Annotated in this window: 23 protein-coding genes; 7 read left to right on the forward strand and 16 right to left on the reverse strand. The window is 60.6% G+C overall.

From position 1 onward, the window contains the following. Positions 1-40: 40 nt before the first annotated feature. Both JJ889_RS04735 and JJ889_RS04740 read right to left on the reverse strand, forming a co-directional pair. On the reverse strand, positions 41-967 hold the full coding sequence (locus JJ889_RS04735; RefSeq protein ID WP_291891984.1) for an alpha/beta hydrolase: 927 nt from the start codon (positions 965-967) through the stop codon (positions 41-43). A 61-nt stretch (positions 968-1,028) separates the two neighbouring features. Continuing rightward, a complete protein-coding gene (locus JJ889_RS04740; RefSeq protein WP_291891986.1) occupies positions 1,029-1,841 on the reverse strand; it encodes a type II CAAX endopeptidase family protein in 813 nt (270 codons plus the stop codon). 202 nt (positions 1,842-2,043) lie between these two features. Between JJ889_RS04740 and JJ889_RS04745 the strand changes: the two genes are divergently transcribed. After that, complete coding sequence (locus JJ889_RS04745) at positions 2,044-3,486, forward strand: sigma-54 dependent transcriptional regulator (protein WP_291891989.1); 1,443 nt, start codon at positions 2,044-2,046, stop codon at positions 3,484-3,486. Between the two features lie 69 nt (positions 3,487-3,555). Here JJ889_RS04745 and JJ889_RS04750 read toward each other — a convergent pair whose 3' ends face one another. Beyond that, the gene (locus tag JJ889_RS04750; protein WP_291891992.1) at positions 3,556-4,026 is read right to left on the reverse strand and encodes an ASCH domain-containing protein; all 471 of its coding nucleotides are present in this window, start codon (positions 4,024-4,026) and stop codon (positions 3,556-3,558) included. Between JJ889_RS04750 and ppk2 the strand changes: the two genes are divergently transcribed. Further along, complete coding sequence (ppk2, locus tag JJ889_RS04755; protein ID WP_291891995.1) at positions 4,025-4,831, forward strand: polyphosphate kinase 2; 807 nt, start codon at positions 4,025-4,027, stop codon at positions 4,829-4,831. The two genes, JJ889_RS04750 and ppk2, sit on opposite strands and share 2 nt — an antisense overlap. On the opposite strand, the gene JJ889_RS04760 is transcribed toward ppk2, so the two are convergent. From JJ889_RS04760 to JJ889_RS04785, 6 genes are all read right to left on the reverse strand, one after another. Continuing rightward, on the reverse strand, positions 4,828-5,289 hold the full coding sequence (locus JJ889_RS04760; RefSeq protein WP_291891998.1) for a hypothetical protein: 462 nt from the start codon (positions 5,287-5,289) through the stop codon (positions 4,828-4,830). The two genes, ppk2 and JJ889_RS04760, sit on opposite strands and share 4 nt — an antisense overlap. 156 nt (positions 5,290-5,445) lie before the next feature. Then, positions 5,446-5,895 (reverse strand): hypothetical protein, encoded by a 450-nt coding sequence (locus tag JJ889_RS04765; RefSeq protein WP_291892000.1) that lies wholly within the window; start codon positions 5,893-5,895, stop codon positions 5,446-5,448. Positions 5,896-5,902: 7 nt separating this feature from the next. Next, positions 5,903-6,331 carry a nuclear transport factor 2 family protein gene (locus tag JJ889_RS04770; RefSeq protein WP_291892003.1) on the reverse strand — a complete coding sequence of 143 codons (429 nt, stop codon included), beginning with the start codon at positions 6,329-6,331 and terminating at the stop codon, positions 5,903-5,905. 82 nt (positions 6,332-6,413) lie between these two features. Further along, positions 6,414-6,701: a DUF2312 domain-containing protein gene (locus JJ889_RS04775; protein WP_291892006.1), complete on the reverse strand. Its 288-nt coding sequence runs from the start codon at positions 6,699-6,701 to the stop codon at positions 6,414-6,416. An 88-nt stretch (positions 6,702-6,789) separates the two neighbouring features. Next, entirely contained in the window at positions 6,790-7,722 is a 933-nt protein-coding gene (locus tag JJ889_RS04780) for an alpha/beta fold hydrolase (protein ID WP_291892008.1), read from the reverse strand. A 3-nt stretch (positions 7,723-7,725) separates the two neighbouring features. Beyond that, complete coding sequence (locus JJ889_RS04785) at positions 7,726-8,289, reverse strand: hypothetical protein (RefSeq protein ID WP_291892010.1); 564 nt, start codon at positions 8,287-8,289, stop codon at positions 7,726-7,728. A 193-nt stretch (positions 8,290-8,482) separates the two neighbouring features. On the opposite strand from JJ889_RS04785, the gene JJ889_RS04790 reads away from it, so the two are divergent. Beyond that, entirely contained in the window at positions 8,483-9,400 is a 918-nt protein-coding gene (locus JJ889_RS04790; protein ID WP_291892013.1) for a fatty acid desaturase, read from the forward strand. A 21-nt stretch (positions 9,401-9,421) separates the two neighbouring features. On the opposite strand, the gene JJ889_RS04795 is transcribed toward JJ889_RS04790, so the two are convergent. The 5 genes from JJ889_RS04795 to JJ889_RS04815 all read right to left on the reverse strand — a co-directional run bounded on the left by JJ889_RS04795 (position 9,422) and on the right by JJ889_RS04815 (position 13,254). Next, positions 9,422-10,486, reverse strand: coding sequence for an acyl-CoA dehydrogenase (locus JJ889_RS04795; protein ID WP_291892015.1), 1,065 nt, complete (start codon positions 10,484-10,486; stop codon positions 9,422-9,424). 4 nt (positions 10,487-10,490) lie between these two features. Beyond that, positions 10,491-11,669, reverse strand: a complete 1,179-nt coding sequence (locus JJ889_RS04800; protein ID WP_291892017.1) for an acyl-CoA dehydrogenase family protein — start codon at positions 11,667-11,669, stop codon at positions 10,491-10,493. A 143-nt stretch (positions 11,670-11,812) separates the two neighbouring features. Further along, the gene (locus JJ889_RS04805; RefSeq protein WP_291892019.1) at positions 11,813-12,418 is read right to left on the reverse strand and encodes an HAD family phosphatase; all 606 of its coding nucleotides are present in this window, start codon (positions 12,416-12,418) and stop codon (positions 11,813-11,815) included. Between the two features lie 91 nt (positions 12,419-12,509). Continuing rightward, positions 12,510-12,635 carry a type B 50S ribosomal protein L36 gene (ykgO, locus tag JJ889_RS04810; protein WP_011644457.1) on the reverse strand — a complete coding sequence of 42 codons (126 nt, stop codon included), beginning with the start codon at positions 12,633-12,635 and terminating at the stop codon, positions 12,510-12,512. Positions 12,636-12,702: 67 nt separating this feature from the next. Then, a complete protein-coding gene (locus tag JJ889_RS04815) occupies positions 12,703-13,254 on the reverse strand; it encodes a TetR/AcrR family transcriptional regulator (RefSeq protein ID WP_291892021.1) in 552 nt (183 codons plus the stop codon). A gap of 152 nt (positions 13,255-13,406) precedes the next feature. Between JJ889_RS04815 and JJ889_RS04820 the strand changes: the two genes are divergently transcribed. Next, positions 13,407-14,354, forward strand: a complete 948-nt coding sequence (locus tag JJ889_RS04820; protein WP_291892023.1) for an oxidoreductase — start codon at positions 13,407-13,409, stop codon at positions 14,352-14,354. Positions 14,355-14,391: 37 nt separating this feature from the next. Here JJ889_RS04820 and JJ889_RS04825 read toward each other — a convergent pair whose 3' ends face one another. Continuing rightward, positions 14,392-15,378: a hypothetical protein gene (locus JJ889_RS04825; protein ID WP_291892026.1), complete on the reverse strand. Its 987-nt coding sequence runs from the start codon at positions 15,376-15,378 to the stop codon at positions 14,392-14,394. Positions 15,379-15,718: 340 nt separating this feature from the next. Between JJ889_RS04825 and JJ889_RS04830 the strand changes: the two genes are divergently transcribed. The 3 genes from JJ889_RS04830 to JJ889_RS04840 are packed head-to-tail and all read left to right on the forward strand — an operon-like array spanning position 15,719 to position 18,449. After that, positions 15,719-16,492: a DUF1194 domain-containing protein gene (locus tag JJ889_RS04830; RefSeq protein WP_291892028.1), complete on the forward strand. Its 774-nt coding sequence runs from the start codon at positions 15,719-15,721 to the stop codon at positions 16,490-16,492. Next, positions 16,489-17,244: a DUF1194 domain-containing protein gene (locus JJ889_RS04835; protein WP_291892031.1), complete on the forward strand. Its 756-nt coding sequence runs from the start codon at positions 16,489-16,491 to the stop codon at positions 17,242-17,244. The genes JJ889_RS04830 and JJ889_RS04835 overlap by 4 nt, the downstream gene beginning before the upstream one ends. Beyond that, complete coding sequence (locus JJ889_RS04840; RefSeq protein WP_291892034.1) at positions 17,241-18,449, forward strand: lytic murein transglycosylase; 1,209 nt, start codon at positions 17,241-17,243, stop codon at positions 18,447-18,449. Before JJ889_RS04835 ends, JJ889_RS04840 begins: the two co-directional genes overlap by 4 nt. On the opposite strand, the gene JJ889_RS04845 is transcribed toward JJ889_RS04840, so the two are convergent. Then, a complete protein-coding gene (locus JJ889_RS04845) occupies positions 18,450-20,240 on the reverse strand; it encodes an ATP-binding protein (protein ID WP_291892037.1) in 1,791 nt (596 codons plus the stop codon). Positions 20,241-20,316: the final 76 nt, after the last annotated feature.

A 20,316-nucleotide genomic window follows, 5' to 3' on the forward strand; every position in this document is an offset into this window, starting at 1 on the left:
ACGGCTACGGCGAGCCCACTTCTCCGGAGGCGAAGATAAACTACCCCCAGCCCGGGCCTGTCAGGACTTCCAGCGCTGATGCCACGGCGATCGGCTGGTCCAGGATCAGGTGATGCTGCGCGTCCGGGATCGAGATCATCGAGGTCTCAGGCCCGAACGTCTCGCGCATGAAGGCCCAGATCTCGTCATTGACCAGGATGCTGTCGCCGCCGCGGAAAAGCGCGACACGGGTTTTCAGCGATGCCGCCAGCTCGGCCGGCGGCTTGCGGTCATATTCCAGCTTTTCCCAGAGATGGGGATCAAATTTCCACGTCCAGCCGGTCGTGCCATCTGGCCGTGTCGCCTGTTTCAGGGACTGACGGGCGATGTGGTCGAGCAGGAAAGCGTTCTCGCATGGCTGTTCCGGCAGAAGGCGGAAGCGTTCCAGCGCTGCCTCGAAAGTCGCATAGGTATTGCCGCCGCGGCTGGGCGGGCTGGAGCGGCGCTGTTCCTCCAGCGGGCGGATCGGGCTGTCGAGAATGGCGACGCCGCGCAATTTCTCGCCATATTCCATGGCCGTGGCCAGGCTGACAAACCCGCCAAAGGAGTGACCGACCACATAGGGTGCACCTGCGTCAAAGGCACCGCCGTCACGGGCGACGGTCATGACTTCCTTGGCATAAAGATCCATGCGGTAGGTGTCGCGGTGATCACTGTCGCCCATGCCGGACAGGTCCAGCGCCACCACACGTCGGGTCGGCGCCAGGAAGGGCGCGATACTGTCCCACCAGTCCTTGTGGGCGACACCGCCATGCACCAGCACCAGGCCGGGCTGACCACGCTCGCCCCAGGCTTTCCAGTGAATGTTGGCTTCCTCGACTACGGATATGCCGGTGTCGACGGAAGTTTCAAGGGCTTTTTCGAACCATGCCGGAGCCGGCGGTTTGGCGCCGGCAAACTCCTTCAGCGGAGCAGGCGGACGCTTCATCGGGGAGACTTTTGTTTTTGTCATGCCCTAGCGCTAGACCCGCCCGGGCAGGGCGTCAATCTCAACCCGGCTGCAAACCGAGCAATTGGGGGACGACGAATACGGCCCATGCATTATTGGCCATATGTCCGAGTACGGGGGCGGCAACGCGTCCGGTGACGACGCGGGCGATGCCCAGGCCAACGCCGAGGAAGAAGGTCGTCGTCATGACGAGCAGGCCCTGGGGTGTGTGGATCAGGCCGAAGGCGACGGACGAGATCAGGATGGCGAAGATGGTCGGCACGCCGCGCGCCATCAGCATGGGCAGCATCCAGCCGCGAAAGAGGATCTCCTCCACGATGGGGGCGGCAATGACCGACAGGAGGACAACGGCCCACAGGGCCGCGCCGGACTGGGTGACGTCATCCACATTGGTCAGGTCTTCCGGTGCCGCGCCACCGGACAGGGTCAGGCTGGCATCGACCATGGCAAATTCGTGGAACATCACCGATAGGCGACCCCCGATCGTGATGACGAACAGCAGAACCAGAATGGCGAGGGCAATCTCGGAGAACTTGACCGGCATGATCGAGAAGGCCGAGCGCGCGGCGCCATAACCTGAAAAGCGGACCCACATGATCAGGGCGAGCGTTGCGTAAGCCGCAGCAGATGCCGTGAAGATCACCGTGTTCAGCAATTGTGCGTCCGGTGACAGCGAGAACATCTGCCAGGTCGAGGCGACAACCATCGAGAAAGCAATGAAGAGTACAAACAGCAGGATCGGCCAGACGATCATGCCCGGCAGGCTGTGGATGATCGCCAGGCGGTGTTCCGGCGCAATGCGCGAGAACCCGTCTTTTTCCGGAAATCTCCAGGCCGGTTCGTGTGTCGACATGTTCAGCGGGCTCCGGCCTGTGGCTAGCTGAGGTGAGCATATCACAACAACGCCCTGAGTCTTATGCTTAACCCTTCGTTGCCGACGCTTTCACGTGAAATTTAGACAAGTGTCCCATAACGGTTCGCATAGACGCCCCGTCAGCGATGGCGGTGAGGCCAAAGGCCCGGCGAGAATATAAGCGACCGAAAAGGCGTGGGTGATGGTGAAATCTGTTCTGATCGTCGATGACGATCCGACACAACGCCGCCTGTTGCAGGCGGTGATCGAAAAGCAGGGTTTCAGGGCCGAGACCGCTGAAAGCGGCGAGGATGCCCTGGACCGCATCGCATCCGGGGGAGTTGATGTGATGCTGCTCGATCTGATCATGCCGGGAATGGACGGCATGGAGACGCTCGAGGCTGTTCAGCACAAACAACCGGATCTCCCTGTTATTGTCCTGACTGCTTCCGGCGGTATCGAGACAGTTGTTGCGGCCATGCGCGGCGGCGCGGCAGACTTCTTCGTCAAGCCGGCCAGCCCCGAACGGATCACGGTATCCATCCGTAATGCACTGAAGGTCCAGAACCTGTCCGGTGAGGTGAAACGCCTGACCAAGAAGGTCGAGGGTCGTCTCGGTTTCTCCGACATGATTGCCGGTGCACCGGCCATGCAACAGGTTGTGCGCCTGGGCGAGCGTGCAGCACAGTCGGACATTCCGATCCTCATCACCGGTGAGAGTGGTGTGGGCAAGGAGCTGGTTGCGCAATCGATCATGGCGGCAAGCAAACGGGCCGGAGAGCCCTTTGTTGCGGTGAACTGCGGTGCGATCCCGGAGAATCTGGTGGAGTCGACGCTTTTCGGTCACGAAAAGGGCGCGTTCACAGGGGCTGTGGGCAAACACGCAGGCAAATTCCAGGAAGCCGATGGTGGCACGTTATTCCTGGACGAGATCGGCGAACTGCCGCTGGACATGCAGGTCAAGCTGTTGCGGGCCCTGCAGGAAGGCGAGGTCGACCCGGTCGGTTCCAAACGCCCTGTAAAGGTCAATGTGCGGATCATCTCTGCAACCAACCGGGACCTGGCCGAACAGGTCGCCGCGGGCCAGTTCCGTGAAGATCTCTTCTATCGTCTGAATGTGTTCCCGATCGAGGTGCCCTCGCTGCAGGAACGCAAGGAAGATGTACCGGCCCTGGTTCGGCATTTCATCGGACGTTTCAATGCCCAGGAGGACAAGTCGATCCTGGATGCGGCGCCGGAAACGCACGCGCTTCTGTCCAGCTATGACTGGCCGGGCAATGTGCGCCAGCTGGAGAATTCGGTGTTCCGGGCGGTCGTGCTCGCGGACAGCGATTATCTCAAGCCGGAGGACTTCCCGCAGATTTCCGGACTGACCCCGTCGATCGAGGCAGATGGTCCGGTCAGCACGGCTGATGTGCTGGCGGATGTCGTTGCCGGGGCGTCGGTACCGGTCGAGATCATGGATGATGGCGGTCATCTGCGATCCTTGGAAGACATCGAGCGCGATCTTATCGAGTTCGCTATCGAGAATTATGCTGGTCGCATGAGCGAGGTTGCACGCCGGTTGGGTGTCGGACGCTCGACGCTTTATCGAAAGGTTCGCGAATACGACCTGGACGTGGATGGCGTTCGCGCCACGGGTTGATCCACGACGCACATCGGGGGATGTGAAGGCCGGTGATCGGGGGATCGCCGGCCTTTGTCGTTTGCTGTGTCAGCGCTCGGGGACCCAGGCCAGCTCGAACCGCTCATAGACCGCGTCCATGTCGGTGGAGAAGGTGAAACCCTCGCGCTCGGCCTCGCGCTGCCAGAAGGCGCAATGGCCCTGCATCCAGTCTTCCAGCGTTCGATCACCTTCACCCTCGTCCCAGGCGAATTGGGCATCGGTGTCACGGACCGGCTTGATCTCGACCGATGTGATCCGCAGCACACAGCGCGGCTCATCTCTGCCATCGAGCACGATCGTCAGATTGCCCACGCGCGGCAGCTCGCTGTCGGCATCCGGGCCGAGATACCAGCGGGCGAGGGAACAGGTGGCGCGTTTCTGGCCGATAAGTATCAGGCCCAACAGCTCGTCCGCCATTTCAGGGCTGTCGCCAAAGGCGGAGATGTCCTGCGGCCGGTCGGCGGTTTCGCCCGTCGCTGCCTTGAAACTCTCCCAGAATGTGCGCTGTCCAGGTGTCATGTCTGCCCCCTCGCCCAAACGTGCATATACCCATGATAGTGGCGGCATGAACAAGGATGAATACCGCGCTCATCTGCATGACCTGCAGATCGAGCTGGTGGCCATGCAGCGCCATCTCATCGCTGGTAATCACCGCTTGCTGATCCTGCTGGAGGGGCGTGATGCGGCCGGCAAGGGCGGCTTGATCAAGCGCATCACCGAACATCTCAGCCCGCGCGAAACCCGGGTGATTGCCCTGGGTAAGCCGAACGCACGGGATCGTGGCAGCTGGTATTTCCAGCGTTACGTCCCGCATTTGCCCAGCGCCGGAGAGTGCGTGATTTTCAACCGCTCCTGGTACAACCGGGCAGGCGTGGAGCCGGTGATGGGGTTCTGCACACGCGAGGAGCGTGACAGTTTCCTCGATCAGGTCGTGCCTTTCGAGCGCATGCAGGTCGAGGCCGGAACGACGCTTCTGAAATACTATCTCGACATTTCGCGCGAGGAGCAGGCAGCGAGGCTGGAAGCACGCCAGAGTGATCCGCTGAAGACCTGGAAGACCAGCCCGATCGATGCCGTCGCGCTGCAGAAATACGACGCCTATACCGTTGCGCGTGACCACATGCTTCAGTGCAGTGACCACGAACACGGGCGCTGGGGCATTGTCCGGGCTGACAACAAACACGAAGCGCGGATCAATGTGATCCGGGATATTCTGCGATCCGTTCCACACCCCGGACCGATCCGTGAGGACCAGGCATCGGACCGCGATATCGTCTTCCGCTTCCGTCCGAACATGCTGACGAACGGCTCTTTGGCGCGCTAGTGGATGGCGGTGGGCGCGTGATCGAGGCGCGCCGTGTCGCCAGCTGTCGGTGCGTGACGGTCCACCCAACTCGAATAAACCGGGCGCAGGGCTGATTCCTTCTTGAACAGGACCAGAAGGCGGCGGCGTAGGCGGTGAACCGTCAGCTCTATCATGTCGGCATCAGGCGTGTCCGCCTGCATGCTGAGCTCGAGATAAGAGCGCAACACCTCGATGCGCTCGATCAGGCCATAGAGCTTGAAATCGAGATGGCGGATATAGTCGCGTGTCGCCGGATCTTCCAGCAGGGGCGAATAGATCAGCTCGCTCTTCAGCTCGGCCGTCGTGTTGAGTTCACGCATGGCTGACTGCAGCGCGTCGCGCCCGCCCTGCGTGCCCAGACCGTGATCCAGAGCCTCGTCGAGCCGGTCGATAATTCCGGTTTCGAGGCTTTGCAGCATCGCAATTTGTTTCAGCATCTGCGGGTCTCCGATGGGCACTTCGCCTTACCAGCTGTGCCGATCCCTCGCGCTCACAAAACGGTGACAAGTTTAATAGAAATTGAAACCTGAGTCATGTCGCATACCTGATGGCCGCTAAGAGTAGTATTGTCTGCGCCTACACGTGTTTCTGCGTCAGTCCTTCAACTTCCCGCCTTCGATTATGACGGGCTTGAAGCCGGTCGCGGGTGGTGGAGAATTTTTGACGTGGGCGTCCGAAGCAGGCAGGTCCTCTACAGGCGCATCCTCATTGATATCGCGATCGCGTGAGGAATGCGTCGGCGTCTTGCGCTTGAAACCATTGCCGCGGGACATGGGTTTGCGGCCCTTGCCCTTGGCCTTCTTCTCGATTTCGCGGAGTTTTACCGACTGGCGGCCGGACAGCGCATCGTCGAGATTGCCCTTGTCCGGATCATTGAAGGCGGAGCCGAATTTCTCGAGGCGCTCTTCCAGCGATCCGAGAAACTCGTCTTCCCATTCGGATAATTGCGTATCGTCGGCATCGGACTCCGCGGCCGCGCGCTTGGCGCGGGCCAGGCGCCGGAGCGCCTTGCGGGTCTTCTTGTCGTCGATCTCGCGGGGCATACCGCCTCTAGTGCCAAGCAAAAGCCTTGGCGATGATCTTCCACTGGCCATCGATCTTGTAAAGCAGGAACATGTCGTCGACGAAACGACCATCTGCCCAGTCGATGGTGATGTGCGCGTAGGCGACTGAGCCCTCGGCGACATTGATGTCGTGGAAAGTGACCGTCCGCTCTGGCATGGCTCGACCGAAGCGGGCAGCGAAATCGCCCAGATTCATCGTGTCGACCCGCTCGCCTTCGTCATCATTGCGATAGATGAACATCTTGCCGGTTTCCGTATGGAAAGCCTCGCGAGCCAGGTCGGAACTGCCAGTATTGCCGGCATTGAAATAGGCCATGACCGCGGCGCGCACGCCTTCGATATCGGCGTCATCCTGCGCGAAGGCCACCGAAGTGGTCGCGACCATGAGTGTGAGTGCAGCCAGTAGCTGTCGCATGATTATCTCCTATCCCGTTAGCCCCGGTGGGAAAACTAGAGGTCAAGGAGCCGCGGCTGAACTCACTTTCGCGTCAGAGCGTCTAGCTCTCCACAGCGCCGAGATAGAGTTCCAGCAGGGCTTCGGTTTCCTGGCGCTCGCGGGCATCAACCTTGCGCAGGGTGATCACCTTGCGCAGGATCTTGGTGTCGAACCCCATGGATTTGGCTTCCGCATAGACTTCCTTCATGTCGGCCATGACATTGGCCTTGTCTTCTTCCAGACGTTCGATACGCGCCACGAAAGCCTTGATCTGCTCGCGAGCTGCGCCGCCAATGCTGTCGGACTGGTCGATGGAGCCGGTTTCGGGTGCGGAATCGGTGAAAGCCATGTCGGAACCTCGTTAGGAATGGGTTCGCGAAACTAGGCGCTGGCGCGGCCGTTCTCAAGCCGTCGCGGCACAAGAATCAGCAGGCCTGTCAGCCCGCCCGCACATCGGCAATGGCGGCGGCCACGGCATCTTGTTGATGATGGTGCAGATTATGGCCTGCGCCCTTGATCCAGCGCAGCTCGGCATTCTTCATCCGGCTGGCCGTCAGGCCGGAATGGCGATGGCTCCACAGGACCGTATCGCCTTTGCCCGCGAGGAAAATCGTGCGGTGTTCGACCTTGTGATAGTGCGGCTCCTGCTGTTCCAGATGCCGGTTCACATCCGCCATGTCGCGGGCATTGGCGAGCCAGTTCGGCTTGCGCAGGAGGAGGGCAAGACTCGTTGTCTCGGCATAGCCCTCCGGAACCGGTTCGGGATGGAAGGCGTTCACGGCGCCCGAGCGCAATTGCGGCTTGCCGGTTAGGGGAACGAGCAGGCGGGTGAAAAGCGGTCCGATGACGGGCCAGAAACTCGCCTTGTTGAACCAGGCCGCGTCACCGATCCACGCACCCAGAGCCGGGGCGATGAGCACCAGGCCGCTGATCCGTTCGGGATGGTCCAGCGCGAGGCGCATCGAGATTGCTCCACCCCAGGAATGGCCGATGACCAGCGCCCGGTCGATTTCCAGTGTGTCCAGCAGGCGGGTGATCAGGGCAGCTTCCGCGCGCGGAGACCATTCAGCATCGGGACGATCACTCCAGCCCAGCCCCGGACGGTCCAGCCACAGGACATGCTCGTCCTTCAGCGTGTCCGCGAGGGCGAGGAAGGGTTCCTCCATGTTCGACGCAGCGCCATGCAGGACCAGGATCGGCTCCCTGTCGCTCGGTCCGGTCTGGCGCATATGCAGACGTGTGCCGTCGACCTCGACAAATTCGCCGGCGGGCGGATGGTCGGCCTCAATTCTGGTCTGGATGGAATTGGCGATGATTAAGCCGGCGATCAGGGCCAGCAAAAATCCGCCTGCCAGGACTGCACCCAGCACGGTCTAGAGTGCCCGTCCGGACAGCGCCGCCGCCAGGCGGTCGCGGGCTTCTACAGCCGGGGTGAAGGCCGGGAAGATGGCGAGAGTTTCCTCATAAGCTTCCAGCGCGGCATCCCATTCCTCGGCCTGTTCAAGGACCTGGCCGATGGAGAAATAGGCGTCATACCGGCGTGGCTCGATGGTCAGCGCGGTGTTGACCGTTTCCAGCGCAAAGGCCCAGTCCTCGAAGGCGATCGCCACACGGCCGGAGGCGAGCCAGCCTTCGGCATAGTCCGGAGCCAGGCGATTGACGTGGTCATACATGCGCGCGGCGATGTCATCATTTCCGGCGACCTCAGCCGCAAAACCACGGTCCATCAACAGCTGGATGGTGTCGGAACCGGAATGCGCCCACAGCGCATGGATTTCGTCGATGAGTGGCGCGGCGGCGCGTTCATCCGCTGATGCCAGCGCGTCCAGGCGTTCTCCGAGGCGTTCATCCGCCGTCTGGAAGGGCACACTGGGCTCGATCTGAACCGTGTCGACATCCTGCCAGAGCAGGGCCAGGCTGGCTAAAAGCGGAATCATGCGAGTGAGGATAGCCGAGCAAGCCCTGACGTCCAGTCATCCTCCCAGAAGATTGAAGAGATTTAAGGGGGCGGCGCGTTTGGCGATTTGAACCGCCCGACATTGAAAGCGACACGCCAGACCCGGTTTTACGAACACAGCCAATGCCACGGGTGGTGTTGCGCCATTAAATGAACGGTGTTTATATAATGCCATGACAGGTCGCATCATCAATGAAAAACACGAGGCTAGGGCGTTGACGCCTGAGGTCGCCTGGCCAACGCTCGGGTTCCTGGCTGTGCTGGTCACAGTGCACTGGAGCATGATCTGGTTGGTCCTGTCCGGCGCCGTCGTGCTGGGTTGGCTGATCCTGCCGCTCGGATTCACAAGTTATGCTCACTACACGCTGGTGCATGAATGTGTGCACGGGAATATCGTCCGCGACCGGCGGTTTGCCTGGGTGCATACTCTGATCGGCTGGTACGGCTCGCTGATGCTGTTTTCAACCTGGCCCCTGCTGGAGCGCACGCATAAACATCACCATTCCTTTGTGAATACCGAGCGCGATCCCGACCTTTATGTAAAGCTCAGTTTCCCACGCCTGTTGCTGCGCAATCTGATCTCTACCCTGCTTCAGCCAATACCGATCCTGATCCTGAAGCTGGTCTTCCGGGACCGTTCGCTGGCGCGCGGTTATGTCAATGCAGACCAGATCATGACGCGTTCTGAGAAGACCCAGCACCACATCGCCAACTGGCTGATGTGTATCGCAGTCTGGTGGCTGGCAGTTGGCGGCTTTGGCTGGGTTTTTGTCGGGTTGGTCTATGGCATGGTCTTCATCGCCATGAACATGCTGATCATCATGTTCCAGTGGTTGCCACATCACCCGTTCAGCGAAACGGGCCGCTATTCAGCGACCCGCAATATCGGCTTCACCAGCTGGAACTATCTATTCCTCTGGCAGAACTGGCACCTGATGCATCATCTCTGGCCGTCCGTGCCCTTCTACAACTATCAGCGCCTGTACAATCGCCTCCAGCCCGTGCTGGAAGAAAAGGGCGCGCGTCATCATGAAGGCCTGGTCCCGGCACACGGTCCCATCGTGACTGAGAGCGAGACGGCGGCGGAGTAGCCTCCGCCGGCCCGCGGCTGCCTAGGCGCTTTCCAGCTCCATAACCGCACGCAACTGGTCTTCTGCGTCGCCCAGCTGGGCGTCCAGCATCGTCAGACGCTTGGCGTAGTGTGAGGCAGCGTATTCCCAGGTCATGCCGATACCGCCATGCATCTGGATGGCCTCTTCCGCGACCAGTTTGCCGGCGCGTCCGATGAGGTTCTTGGCGCGGGCGATGTGCAGCGCGCGGTCTTCGGCGTCGAGCCGGGCGCTGGCCAGGATGACGATGGAGCGGGCCTGTTCGATCTCGATCGAGAAATCGACCAACCGGTGTTGCAGAGCCTGGAACATGGCAATCGGGCGTCCGAATTGCTGGCGCTGCATCAGGTAGTCCTTCACCGTGTCGCGCAGCACATCCATGATGCCGACGGCCTCGGCGCACAGGGCCAGGCGACCTGCGTCGAGTGCCGCGTTGATTGCGTCCGCAGCGTCGTCGGAGATCAGCTTTGCCGACGTATTGTCGAGCACGATCTCGGCCGCGCCGCCGCCATCGATCATAGCGTAGGAGAGGATCTCCGCGTCCGCTGCTGCGACCTCATAGAGACCGAACTTGCCTGCGGCGGTCCTCGCGACCACAAGCAGGTGATCGGCGCTGTTACCGCCATAGACCACCGTCTTGCGGCCGGACAGCTTGTCACCGCCCGTCATCGCGATGTCGTCCAGCGTCGAGAAGGCATCGGTTTCCCAGACGGCCAGCGCAGCGCGTTCACTGCCGCCAATGATGGCATCAACCCGCTCCGACTGTCCAAAGGCTGCATAGAGGCGCAGGGCCATCAGATTGGCCAGCATGGGCTCCGCGCACAGGCCGCGGCCCAGTTCCTCGAACACAACGGCGATGTCGAAGCCGTCGCCGCCGAACCCGCCATCGGCTTCGGAAACGAGTGCGCCGAGAATGCCCAGTTCCGCCAGCTCGGCCCATTTGGACGCATCGTGATAGGGCGCCTCATAAGCAATCTTGTTGCGGAATTCGTTGTCGTATTGTTCAGCGAGATAGCGGCGCAGGCTATCGGAGATCATGCGCCGGTCTTCGGTGTGATTGAAATCCATTGCCCTAACCCATGAACAGTTCTTTGGTGATGATATTGCGCTGGATCTCGTTGGACCCACCGAAGATGGAAAGCTTGCGGTTGTTGAAATAGCTTGCCGCATTGTTCGCCGCTTCCGGCGGGGCGACGGCCAGATTGCCCAGTACTTCCTCGGACGGGAAGGGGCAGGCAGCCGGGCCCAGCGCGCGTCGAGCCAGGTCATTGATGGCCTGTCGGATCACCGTGCCCTTAATCTTCAACATTGATGACACCGTGCCCATGGCACCACCATCGGACAGCATACGCAGATTGGTGATGCGCATGGCTTCCAGATCGATTTCGATCTCGGCAACGCGGGACATGAAGATGGGATCCTCGGCCAGCGGTTTGCCGCGACGCTTGAGCTTTTTGGCCAGGGCTCTCAGCTCGATCAGCGCCTGGGTGGAATAGCCGACGCCGGCGATGCCCGTGCGCTCATGGGTGAGCAGGTATTTGGCGATCGTCCAGCCCTGGTTTTCCTCACCCACCATGTTTGAGGCGGGCACGCGTACGTCGGTGAAGAAGACCTCATTGACCTCGTAACCACCCTCGAGCAGGCGGATCGGGCGCATTTCAATGCCGGGCGTATCGATGTCGACGAGGATAAAGGAAATGCCTTCCTGCGGCTTGCCCTCGGTCGAGGTGCGCACCAGGCAGAAGATCTTGTCCGCGTGTTGGCCCAACGTGGTCCAGGTTTTCTGGCCATTGATGATGTAGTCATCACCGTCACGGATGGCGCGGGTCTTCAGGCTGGCGAGGTCCGAACCGGCACCCGGCTCGGAATAGCCCTGGCACCACCAGTCCGTGCCATCCAGAATACGCGGCAGGATCGTGGCCTTTTGCTCTTCCGTACCGAATTTCAGCAGGACAGGGCCCAGCATGCCGACACCAAAGGGCACGACTGTGGGGGCATTGGCGAGCGAGCGTTCCTCATCAAAGATGTGCCGCTGAGTGGCATTCCATCCCGGGCCACCGTGTTCAACCGGCCAGGTCGCTGCCAGCCAGTTGCGGCTCTGCAGGATGGCGTGCCACTGCTCGATATCTTCCTTGGTGAACTCGAGCCCGTTACGCACCTTGGTGGTCAGCTCTTCCGGCAGGTTATCCTTCAGGAATTGCCGGACTTCCGCGCGGAAAGCCTCTTCTTCCGGGGTGAAGTTGAGATCCATCGTCTCCTCCTTATCGACAGCACTGTTTGTGCCGGGCTGCAGGGGTTGGGTCCGCCGGTCAGCCTGTATGAAGGGGATAATGGGGCAAAATCAGAGAAAGTGAACCGGAAACTTACCTTGACGTCCACGTCAATTTGCACGGGTCAGAGCAGGCCGTGGGTGCGGAGGTCGTTGTGCAGCTTGTCGCCATCGATGAACTGTTCGGCCAGGAAGCCGTGCGCGCGTGCCGCCTCGACGTTTTTCATCCGATCATCAAAGAACAGAACTTCGCCGGGTTCATGCGGCAGGCGCTCTGCCGTGACGGTGTAGATCCTCGGGTCCGGTTTCACCACGCCTTCGTGGGCAGAGACGACAACGTCTCGCATGCGGGACATGGAGGGGAAGCTCTCCACCACCCAGTCGATCCATTCCGCCGGCATATTGGTCAGCGCATATTGCGGGACGTCACGGGCATGAAGCGCTTCGATGGCTTCCGGCGTGCCGGGCAGGGTGCCGGTGACCATGTCAGCAAGGCCGGTTTCCCAGAGGCGGATCTGTTCTTCGTAGTGGGGATATTGCTCGATCAGGCCGATGCGATTCTCGGCCATGGGCACGCCGCGATCATGGTGCACGTGCCACTCCATATTGCAGACATTGTCGAGGAAGTGCCGGAGCTCGGCCTCATCGTCGAAATGCTGCCGGTAAAGCTGGGCGGGTTGCCAGTCGATCAGCACATTGCCCAGGTCCCACAATACGGCTTTGACGGTCATCGCCTGCTCCAGAAACAACAATCCCGCGCACTTGAAGTGCACGGGTTTGTGTTCGTCAACCGCCGCGAGGCGGAATTCGATAATCGCTGGACTAGCCTGCGCGAGCCTTGAAGCGCGGATCGGTCTTGTTGATTACATAGACACGGCCGCGGCGCTTCACGACCTGGCAATCGCGGTGACGGTTTTTCAGCGACTTGATCGAGCTGCGGACTTTCATCGTTCGGCCTTGGATTTCACTTCAAGTTAATAAGGAGCGCGGTGGATACAGGCCTGCCGGTGTGGTGTCAATGGGCCAGATGCGCTTGATCCAGGCCGAACGCGGTCAACACACGCCGCATCCCGCTTTCATACTCGGCATGGTCCTGCGCCTTGTAGAGAAGACCGTAGGACGCCGCAAAGAGTGCGTAGGTCACATCGGCGGCAGCCAGCTCCGGCTTTTCAGCTTCGAGGCGCAGCTCGAAGGCCTTGCGCAGACTGGCTTCCAGCGTCTTGATCGGGCTGTCAGCAGAGTGGTCTGTCATCGCAAGGACCTCGCCGGAATGCGGCGATGATCGCATCGGCTCGACATGCTGTCCTACCCACTGGTCAAGCGCCTGATAAAGCCGCTCGCCCAGCGTCATGCCATCGGCTGTCAGGGCCGCGAGGGCGGCGTGCGTGGATGCCTCCACCAGTGACTTGGTCACGCGTTCGAGAATCGCTTCCTTCGAGCCATACTTCTTGTATAGCGCCTGGCGTGACACGCCCATGGCCCGGGCGAGATCCTCCATGGAGGTTTTCTTGAAGCCGTAGCGCAGGAATGTCTGGAAGGCTGGGATGAGTTGTTCGTTATCAAACATGGTTCAAGGTTTACAAAATAGATCTATTTTGTAAACCTTGTCTCTTCGGGCGCTGCTTCAGCTGCGTCCCTCCGAAACGCTTTTGCGGAGTCCGGCACAGATTCAACGCGATTTGCGGCAAACGCAAACCGCCCCGATTTGAGGAGCCTTCCATGGCTAAACATATTTCCGATCTTGGAGTTCGTGACTGGCGACCCGAGCGGCTTCCAGACCTGACCGGGAAAATCCATTTCATCACGGGTGGCAATTCGGGTCTGGGGCTCGAGACCGCCAAGATGCTGGCTGAGAAAAACGCCGATATCATCATTGCAGCGCGCAATCCGGACAAGGCAAAGCAAGCCGCCGAGATCGTCCGTCCTCTGGGCACGGGCTTTGTTGAAACCGCTGAGCTGGATCTGGCCAGTCTCGACTCGGTCCGTGCCTGTGCAGAGGACATGCGGACTCGGTTTCCCGAGCTGGACAGCATTATCAACAATGCGGGGATCATGCAGACGCCGCAATCGGAGACTGCCGAGGGGTTCGAGCTGCAGTTCGGCACCAATCATCTTGGCCATTTCCTGCTCAATGCCCTGATGGTCGATATGCTGGAGGCGCGTTCCGGGCGGATTGTTGTCGTCAGCTCCATCGCCCACAAATACGGTCAGCTGAATTTCGATGACCTCATGCATCGCGACGGATACACGCCGACCAAGGCCTATACCCAGAGCAAGCTGGCCAATCTGGTGTACGCCTTCGAGCTGGATCGTACCCTGGCGGCTTCGGGCAGCAAGGTGACCGCCTATGCCTGTCACCCCGGCTATTCCAATACCAATCTGCAATCGACCGGGCCGCGCAGTTTCTGGCGCCCGCTCTACAAGATCCTCAACCCACTGCTGGCCCAGGACGCCGCCCAGGGTGCCATACCGACCGTTCTGGCCGCGGCTGGAGAAGAAGCCAAACGCGGTGCCTATTACGGCCCGCAGAGCATGAGCGAGGCCCGCGGCCGTGTCAGCGATGCCCTGGTGGCAGATCAGGCACTGGACGAAAACGCAGCCGCCCGATTGTGGCGCGAAAGCGAGACGTTGACCGGTATGCGCTGGCCGCAGCCGGCGCCGGCTTAGATTTCATCCGCGCCATCGAATGAGCGTCGTAAACCGCCTAGCGAAACACGTCGCGTCCAAGTCGGAAGCCGTTGCGGTCGCGCGGCAGCTGCGGGGCCTTGGCCGGGTCGATTTTCTCGCCGTCTTCGGCGTTGAACATCGACACAATCAGGAAGGGTTCGTCCTTGGGTGGCGGCTGGCAGATGCCGTAACAGGCGTCCGGCATGTTGGTGCGCACCTTGAGGCCGAAGCCCTTCGCCTCGTCCGGCAGGATCGGATAGTCGTGATTGCGGCCACCTCCGATCAGATCGTCGGTCAGCGAGCAGGAACCGTCCTGCTTGTGGGCGTCATTGACGTACTCGCAGGCAAAACGCCGCGCTTCCTTCATCGCCTGTTTGGCCATCTTGGACAGAACCAGCATCTCGTCTGAGATGCGATCGGCCGACTTGTCGCTCGGCAGTTCAGCGAGATAGTGCGCCGGCAGCCAGCTGTATTGCGGATCAATCGGTCCCAGCACGGCGCTCGGCCCCATCACGATCTCGTCACAGGCCAGAGCAATCATGGTTCCGGCCGACTTGGCGCGATAGGGAACATAGGCTGTTTTCGGGCCCTTGTGGTTTAGCAGGGCGTGCAGGATCTGCTGGGTCGCGGAGCTGATGCCGCCCGGCGTATGCAGAACCACATCAATCTTGGCGTCAGGTCCCGCCTTGCGCAGCGTGTCGATGACCTCGACGGCCGTGTCGTGGTCAACGTATTCGTCCGGATCGTGGTGAACAATCTTGATCACGGTGCTCTGGCGGGCAGTGGAAAACTCCGCGACCTTGCGTTCGACCCCCAGCTTGTAGGCCTCGTAGGGCGAGATGTCCGCCGCGGGGCCACCGGGAGGTATGCCGGCATCATTGCGCACGACGCGGTCCTGCTGGCCATCCTTTGCGCGGCCATCACGCATGCGTTGCTGCAGCGCCAGAGCGCCAGCCACAAGACCGCCGATCGAGGCGATGCCGCCCCAGCCAACCAGGCCAATGCCTGTTACCAAACCCACCATCGGGTACCCCTTACACACAAGACACGCACCCTTCTTCGAGGGCAATTTGAGGTCAGGTTAGCGAAGGGTTAACGCGGAAGCGAGTCTCAAGCGTCAAGGAATCTGGCGGAGTGGCTCATTTACCACGCTGGCGTTGCAGAAACGAAATGTGCCCGTCCGGGCAAAGGACGGGCACAATCTGGACCGGGCGTTGATCACCCAAATCTCAAAGCGGGGTAAGACCGCCCGATTTTACTAGCAGGGCAAACCCAACCGCTACCTCTCTTGGGGGTTACACTTTTGTTGGAATCTTGGCGGAAATGTTAGCTAACAACATGGTCAGTTGCCCCGGAGCGGGCATGTGCCTAATTTTCGCCACATGATGTGTTCGGTTAAAAATTTCGCGGTCGCGACAGCGGCCGTTTTGCTTGCAGGGTCCGGGGGGGCGTTTGCGGCTCAGGAGGCGCGTATCGAGGTCGATGTTGAACTCGTGCTCGCCGTGGATATTTCCTACTCCGTCGACGAGGAAGAGGCACGCCGTCAGCGCGAGGGCTATGTTGCTGCGCTCGCTTCGGAAGACGTGATCAACATGATCCAGGGCGGGCCCTATGGCCGCATCGCCGTGACCTATGTCGAGTGGGCGGACAGTGGTTTCCAGCGCGCAGCAGCGGATTGGATGGTGATTTCCAGTGAAGCCGATGCCCTGGCCTTTGCCTCGCAAGTGGCCGCCGCGCCATTGGAGCGGGGGCATTACACCGCGATCGGTGCGGCAATTGCAGATGGTGTCGCCCGTATTCGGGACAATGATTACGACGCACCGCGGCGCATTATCGACATTTCCGGTGACGGTCCCCAGAACCAGGGTATGTCGCTGGAGGCGGCCCACGCGCTTGCGGAAGAAGGGCATGTCGTGGTCAACGGACTGCCGGTTATCTCCGAGCGTGACGGTCGCTGGGTGCGCCCGGTCGAGGTCAATCTCGATGCCTATTTCGAAGACAACGTGATCACCGGTCCGGGCGCCTTTGTCCTGCCGGCCCGTACGGAAGATGAGTTCGCCGAGGCGATCCTGCGCAAGCTGGTACTGGAAATCGCCGGCGCCGCGCCGGCTCCTGTCGAACTGGGTCGCGCGCCGTGATCATCACCAGCTTCCTGGCCGCAACCCTCCTGCTGTTTTCTCAGGACCCGGGTTATGAACCGCGTCCGGTCGAGTTCACCGAGGACGGCCGGGAGATGGTCGATCTGGAACTGGTTCTGGCTGTCGATGTATCCTCCTCGATTGACGAGTATGAGGCGCGGCGCCAGCGCAATGGCCATGTTGCAGCCCTGGCTGATCCGGAAGTCATTTCCGCGATCCAGAGCGGTGGCTATGGCCGGATCGCCGTGGTGTATCTGGAGTGGGCGGATGCGGATTTTCAGCGTGTTGTCGCACCCTGGACGGTGATCGAGACCGAGGAAGACGCGCTCGCCTTTGCCGCACTACTGGCGACTTCGCCCTTCATCTCCGGACGGCGCACGGCAATCGGCGCGGCGATCAACAGCTCGGTCGAGCTGGTCGACACCAATGCCTATGAAGGTGTGCGCCATGTCATCGACCTGTCCGGCGACGGGCCGCAGAATTCCGGTCCAAGCCTGGTCCAGGCACGGGCCGATGCGGAAGTTCGCAATATTACCATCAACGGCCTGCCCATCCAGACGGAACGCCAGAGCCCGTTCCGCCCCACGGTGAGCATCGATGTGGCCTCCTATTTTGAAAATAATGTGATTGCCGGCCCCGGTGCCTTTATTTCGCCCAGTAATGAGCATGAGGATTTCGTGGACGCGCTGCGTCGCAAGCTTATTATCGAAATCGCCGGACTGGATCCGGCCTTGCTCCTGGGGAAGGGATGAAAGCGTTCAAGTTTCTGGCTGCTGCAACAGTAGCGATTATTTCCGCGTCCACGGCTCAGGCCCAGGACGAAAGTTTTGACACCTGGCGTGCCGGGTTCCATGACCGGCTGCTGGCGGCCGGCGCAGAGCCGGCCACGGCTGCATCGATGCTGGACGGGCTGACGCCCGACAACCGCATTATCGACCGTGACCGCAGCCAGCCGGAATTCGTGCGTCCGATCTGGTCCTATCTGGGCATTGCCGCTTCGGATCTGCGGATCAGCAATGGTCGAGAGGCACATGCCGATACCCGCGCCGAGCTGGACGCGATCTCGGAACGCTTCGGTGTTCCGGCGGAGATACTGGTAGCAATCTGGGGGCTTGAGAGTTCCTATGGCGCCATTCCCGGCAATAACGATACCATCCGGTCTCTGGCCACGCTGGCCTGGGAAGGCCGCCGCCGCAACTGGGCCGAGGCCCAGCTGATCGCCGTCGCCGAGATGATCGATGAAGGTTATGCCACGCGCGAGCAGCTCACCGGATCCTGGGCTGGGGCCATGGGGCAGATGCAATTCATCCCCACCACCTATCTCGAGCGCGCCTATGACTGGGATGGGGATGGCCAGCGCAATATCTGGACGAATAATGGCGACGCCCTCGCATCGGCGGCGAACCTGCTCTCCAGTGAAGGCTGGCAGCGCGGTGCGCCGATCGTTGTGGAAGTTCAACTCGGCGATGATTTCGACCTGATGAGCTGGGAGCCGAGTCAGAGCCGTCCGGTCAGTGAATGGGCGATGCGCGGTCTTTCTCCGGCGGGTGACGGAGAATGGGCAGCGGATCACCTGATGCAGTCCGCGCGTCTGGAATTGCCAGCGGGTCGCGGAGGTCCGGGCTTTCTGACTTTCCGGAATTTCCGCGTCATCAAGCGCTACAACAACTCCACTGCTTATGCGCTGGGCGTCGCCCATCTGGCAGACCGTATCGCGGGTGGGGAGCCTTTTGTGGGCGGCTGGCCCGAGAATGACGTTCCACTGACCCGCAGCCAGACCCGTGAGGTCCAGGCCGCTCTCAATGAGCTCGGTCACAATTCCGGCACGCCGGACGGAATCGCCGGGCCCAACACACGCCGGGCATTGCGGGCTTTCCAGCGTGCCAATGGCCATGATCCCGACGGGTATCTGGGCACCCAGATGTATGAAGTCGTCGTGGGGTCGGACGGGGAATGATCAGGCGCTTTCGCGGTGCTTGTGCTCGACGCGGATCAGGGTCAGCAGCTCCACCAGGTCTTCGCGCCGAACCGGCTTAGCCAGATTTTCATCCAGTCCAGCGGCTTGATAGGCGGCGACCTGCTCCGGCAGAACGTTCGCAGTGACAGCAATGACGGGCGTCGGCTGACTTCCGTCCCGCTGTTCGCGAAGGCGCAATTGCTGGGTAGCCTCGACGCCGTTCATTTCGGGCATCTGGATGTCCATCAGCACAATGTCAAAATGTTCTCGGTCGAGAATGTCGAGGGCTTCCTGTCCGCTGCCCGCGCATGTCACGTCGACTTCCAGAGGGGCGAGCAGGGTTTGAAGCACCAGTCTGTTGGTTGCAATGTCGTCAACGACCAGGGCCCGTAATCGCGAAGCCAGTGCGTCGGAGGGCTGGGTGTCCAGGTCAATTTGTGGCTTCGGGGGCTCACCGGGTTCAAGCGCCAGCGTGACCGTGAAGCGGCTACCTTGTCCCGGGGTTGATTCCACACGGATGTGCCCGCTCATGAGCTCGGCTAGACGCATGCTGATCGCCAGGCCGAGCCCGGTTCCCCCGAATTTGCGTGTCGTGGAGACATCAGCCTGTTCGAACGGGTTGAAGATGGCTCCGATACGGTCTTCAGGGATGCCGACGCCGGTATCCCTGACGCATATCTCGATATGTGCGTCTGTTGTTGCCGGGTCAGGCAGGCGCCGGATTTCCGCGTGGACCTCACCATCCGGTGTGAACTTGATGGCATTGGACACCAGGTTGGAGAGGATTTGACGGATCCGTGTGGCGTCGCCCCGATACCAGCCCTTGGCATCATCTGCGAGCCGCGTTTCCCATCGCAATCCCTTGGCAGCACTCGCCGGACGATAGGTCGAGTCGATCCAGTTCAGGATTTGCTCCAGCGAAATATCCGCCTGCTCTAGTTCAACTTGTCCCGCTTCGACCTTGGAAATATCGAGAATGTCGTTGACCACCGTCAGCAACAATTCGCCGGACGACTGCAGTGTGGTCACCATCGTGCGCTGTTCCTGGTCCAGTTTTGTGGTGCCCAGGCCTGTGGCCATCCCGATGACGCCATTGAGTGGTGTCCGGATTTCATGGCTCATCTGGGCCAGGAAGCTGGTCTTGGCAGCGCTTGCCCGCTCGGCATCGTGACGTGCTGTTTCAAGTTCCCGCATGGATTTCGAGATGGACAGGACCGCGGGTCTGAAGACGAACCAGCCTTCCAGAAGGAGAACAAACAAGGTGATGGTGAACGCTGTCAGTTCCAGCCGATCCATGAAGTGGACGCGGCGCTCTGCTTCGAGCGTGAAAGCATTGGTGGCCGCGTCAAGCACGGGCAGTATGATTTCAGCGCGTTCGGCCAGTTCACGCATGTTTGTTGGTGTTGCGTCGCCAGCTTTGATGCGGTCAGCCAGCTCAACGAATTGCAAGGACAGTGCATCCAGATTCGTTCCGGGTTCCAGATAGATGTCGAGAATGCGGTCGCTCATACTGGCTGCGAGTACCAGATCATCATGCGATCGCGCGAACAATCGAATGCTGTTTTCAAGCCGCTGTGCCGGTGTGGCGAAATCGACCTCGTTCTGCATTTCCAGCGTCAGCATGACGATGCGCTGGCTCAACATTCGCTGTCGTCCCGACATGTTGACCAGGCTGGCATCCTCGGATGCAGCTCGTCCAGCGATAAGCGAAATGCCAAGCACGCTCGCCGCCATCAGCGCGATCAGGCTGAGTGCCAGGACATACCGAATTGTCAGGCCACGAGCTGTCATCATCCCTCCGAATGAGTGCTCGATACAGCAAGTGCCTTTAGAAAACGAAAATGCCCGGGGCGTTTTATATCCGTTG

Origin of the sequence: Maricaulis sp. (assembly GCF_017643475.1) — a bacterium.
Taxonomy (GTDB): domain Bacteria; phylum Pseudomonadota; class Alphaproteobacteria; order Caulobacterales; family Maricaulaceae; genus Maricaulis.

Excerpts from the sequence above, each read along its gene's own strand:
- JJ889_RS04735 (WP_291891984.1), bottom strand. The coding sequence starts at position 967 with ATGAAGCGTCCGCCTGCTCCGCTGAAGGAGTTTGCCGGCGCCAAACCG.
- JJ889_RS04740 (WP_291891986.1), bottom strand. The coding sequence starts at position 1,841 with ATGTCGACACACGAACCGGCCTGGAGATTTCCGGAAAAAGACGGGTTC.
- JJ889_RS04745 (WP_291891989.1), top strand. The coding sequence starts at position 2,044 with ATGGTGAAATCTGTTCTGATCGTCGATGACGATCCGACACAACGCCGC.
- ppk2 (WP_291891995.1), top strand. The coding sequence starts at position 4,025 with ATGTCTGCCCCCTCGCCCAAACGTGCATATACCCATGATAGTGGCGGC.
- JJ889_RS04750 (WP_291891992.1), bottom strand. The coding sequence starts at position 4,026 with ATGACACCTGGACAGCGCACATTCTGGGAGAGTTTCAAGGCAGCGACG.
- JJ889_RS04760 (WP_291891998.1), bottom strand. The coding sequence starts at position 5,289 with ATGCTGAAACAAATTGCGATGCTGCAAAGCCTCGAAACCGGAATTATC.
- JJ889_RS04765 (WP_291892000.1), bottom strand. The coding sequence starts at position 5,895 with ATGCCCCGCGAGATCGACGACAAGAAGACCCGCAAGGCGCTCCGGCGC.
- JJ889_RS04770 (WP_291892003.1), bottom strand. The coding sequence starts at position 6,331 with ATGCGACAGCTACTGGCTGCACTCACACTCATGGTCGCGACCACTTCG.
- JJ889_RS04775 (WP_291892006.1), bottom strand. The coding sequence starts at position 6,701 with ATGGCTTTCACCGATTCCGCACCCGAAACCGGCTCCATCGACCAGTCC.
- JJ889_RS04785 (WP_291892010.1), bottom strand. The coding sequence starts at position 8,289 with ATGATTCCGCTTTTAGCCAGCCTGGCCCTGCTCTGGCAGGATGTCGAC.
- JJ889_RS04790 (WP_291892013.1), top strand. The coding sequence starts at position 8,483 with ATGACAGGTCGCATCATCAATGAAAAACACGAGGCTAGGGCGTTGACG.
- JJ889_RS04795 (WP_291892015.1), bottom strand. The coding sequence starts at position 10,486 with ATGGATTTCAATCACACCGAAGACCGGCGCATGATCTCCGATAGCCTG.
- JJ889_RS04800 (WP_291892017.1), bottom strand. The coding sequence starts at position 11,669 with ATGGATCTCAACTTCACCCCGGAAGAAGAGGCTTTCCGCGCGGAAGTC.
- JJ889_RS04805 (WP_291892019.1), bottom strand. The coding sequence starts at position 12,418 with ATGACCGTCAAAGCCGTATTGTGGGACCTGGGCAATGTGCTGATCGAC.
- ykgO (WP_011644457.1), bottom strand. The coding sequence starts at position 12,635 with ATGAAAGTCCGCAGCTCGATCAAGTCGCTGAAAAACCGTCACCGCGAT.
- JJ889_RS04815 (WP_291892021.1), bottom strand. The coding sequence starts at position 13,254 with ATGTTTGATAACGAACAACTCATCCCAGCCTTCCAGACATTCCTGCGC.
- JJ889_RS04820 (WP_291892023.1), top strand. The coding sequence starts at position 13,407 with ATGGCTAAACATATTTCCGATCTTGGAGTTCGTGACTGGCGACCCGAG.
- JJ889_RS04825 (WP_291892026.1), bottom strand. The coding sequence starts at position 15,378 with ATGGTGGGTTTGGTAACAGGCATTGGCCTGGTTGGCTGGGGCGGCATC.
- JJ889_RS04840 (WP_291892034.1), top strand. The coding sequence starts at position 17,241 with ATGAAAGCGTTCAAGTTTCTGGCTGCTGCAACAGTAGCGATTATTTCC.
- JJ889_RS04845 (WP_291892037.1), bottom strand. The coding sequence starts at position 20,240 with ATGACAGCTCGTGGCCTGACAATTCGGTATGTCCTGGCACTCAGCCTG.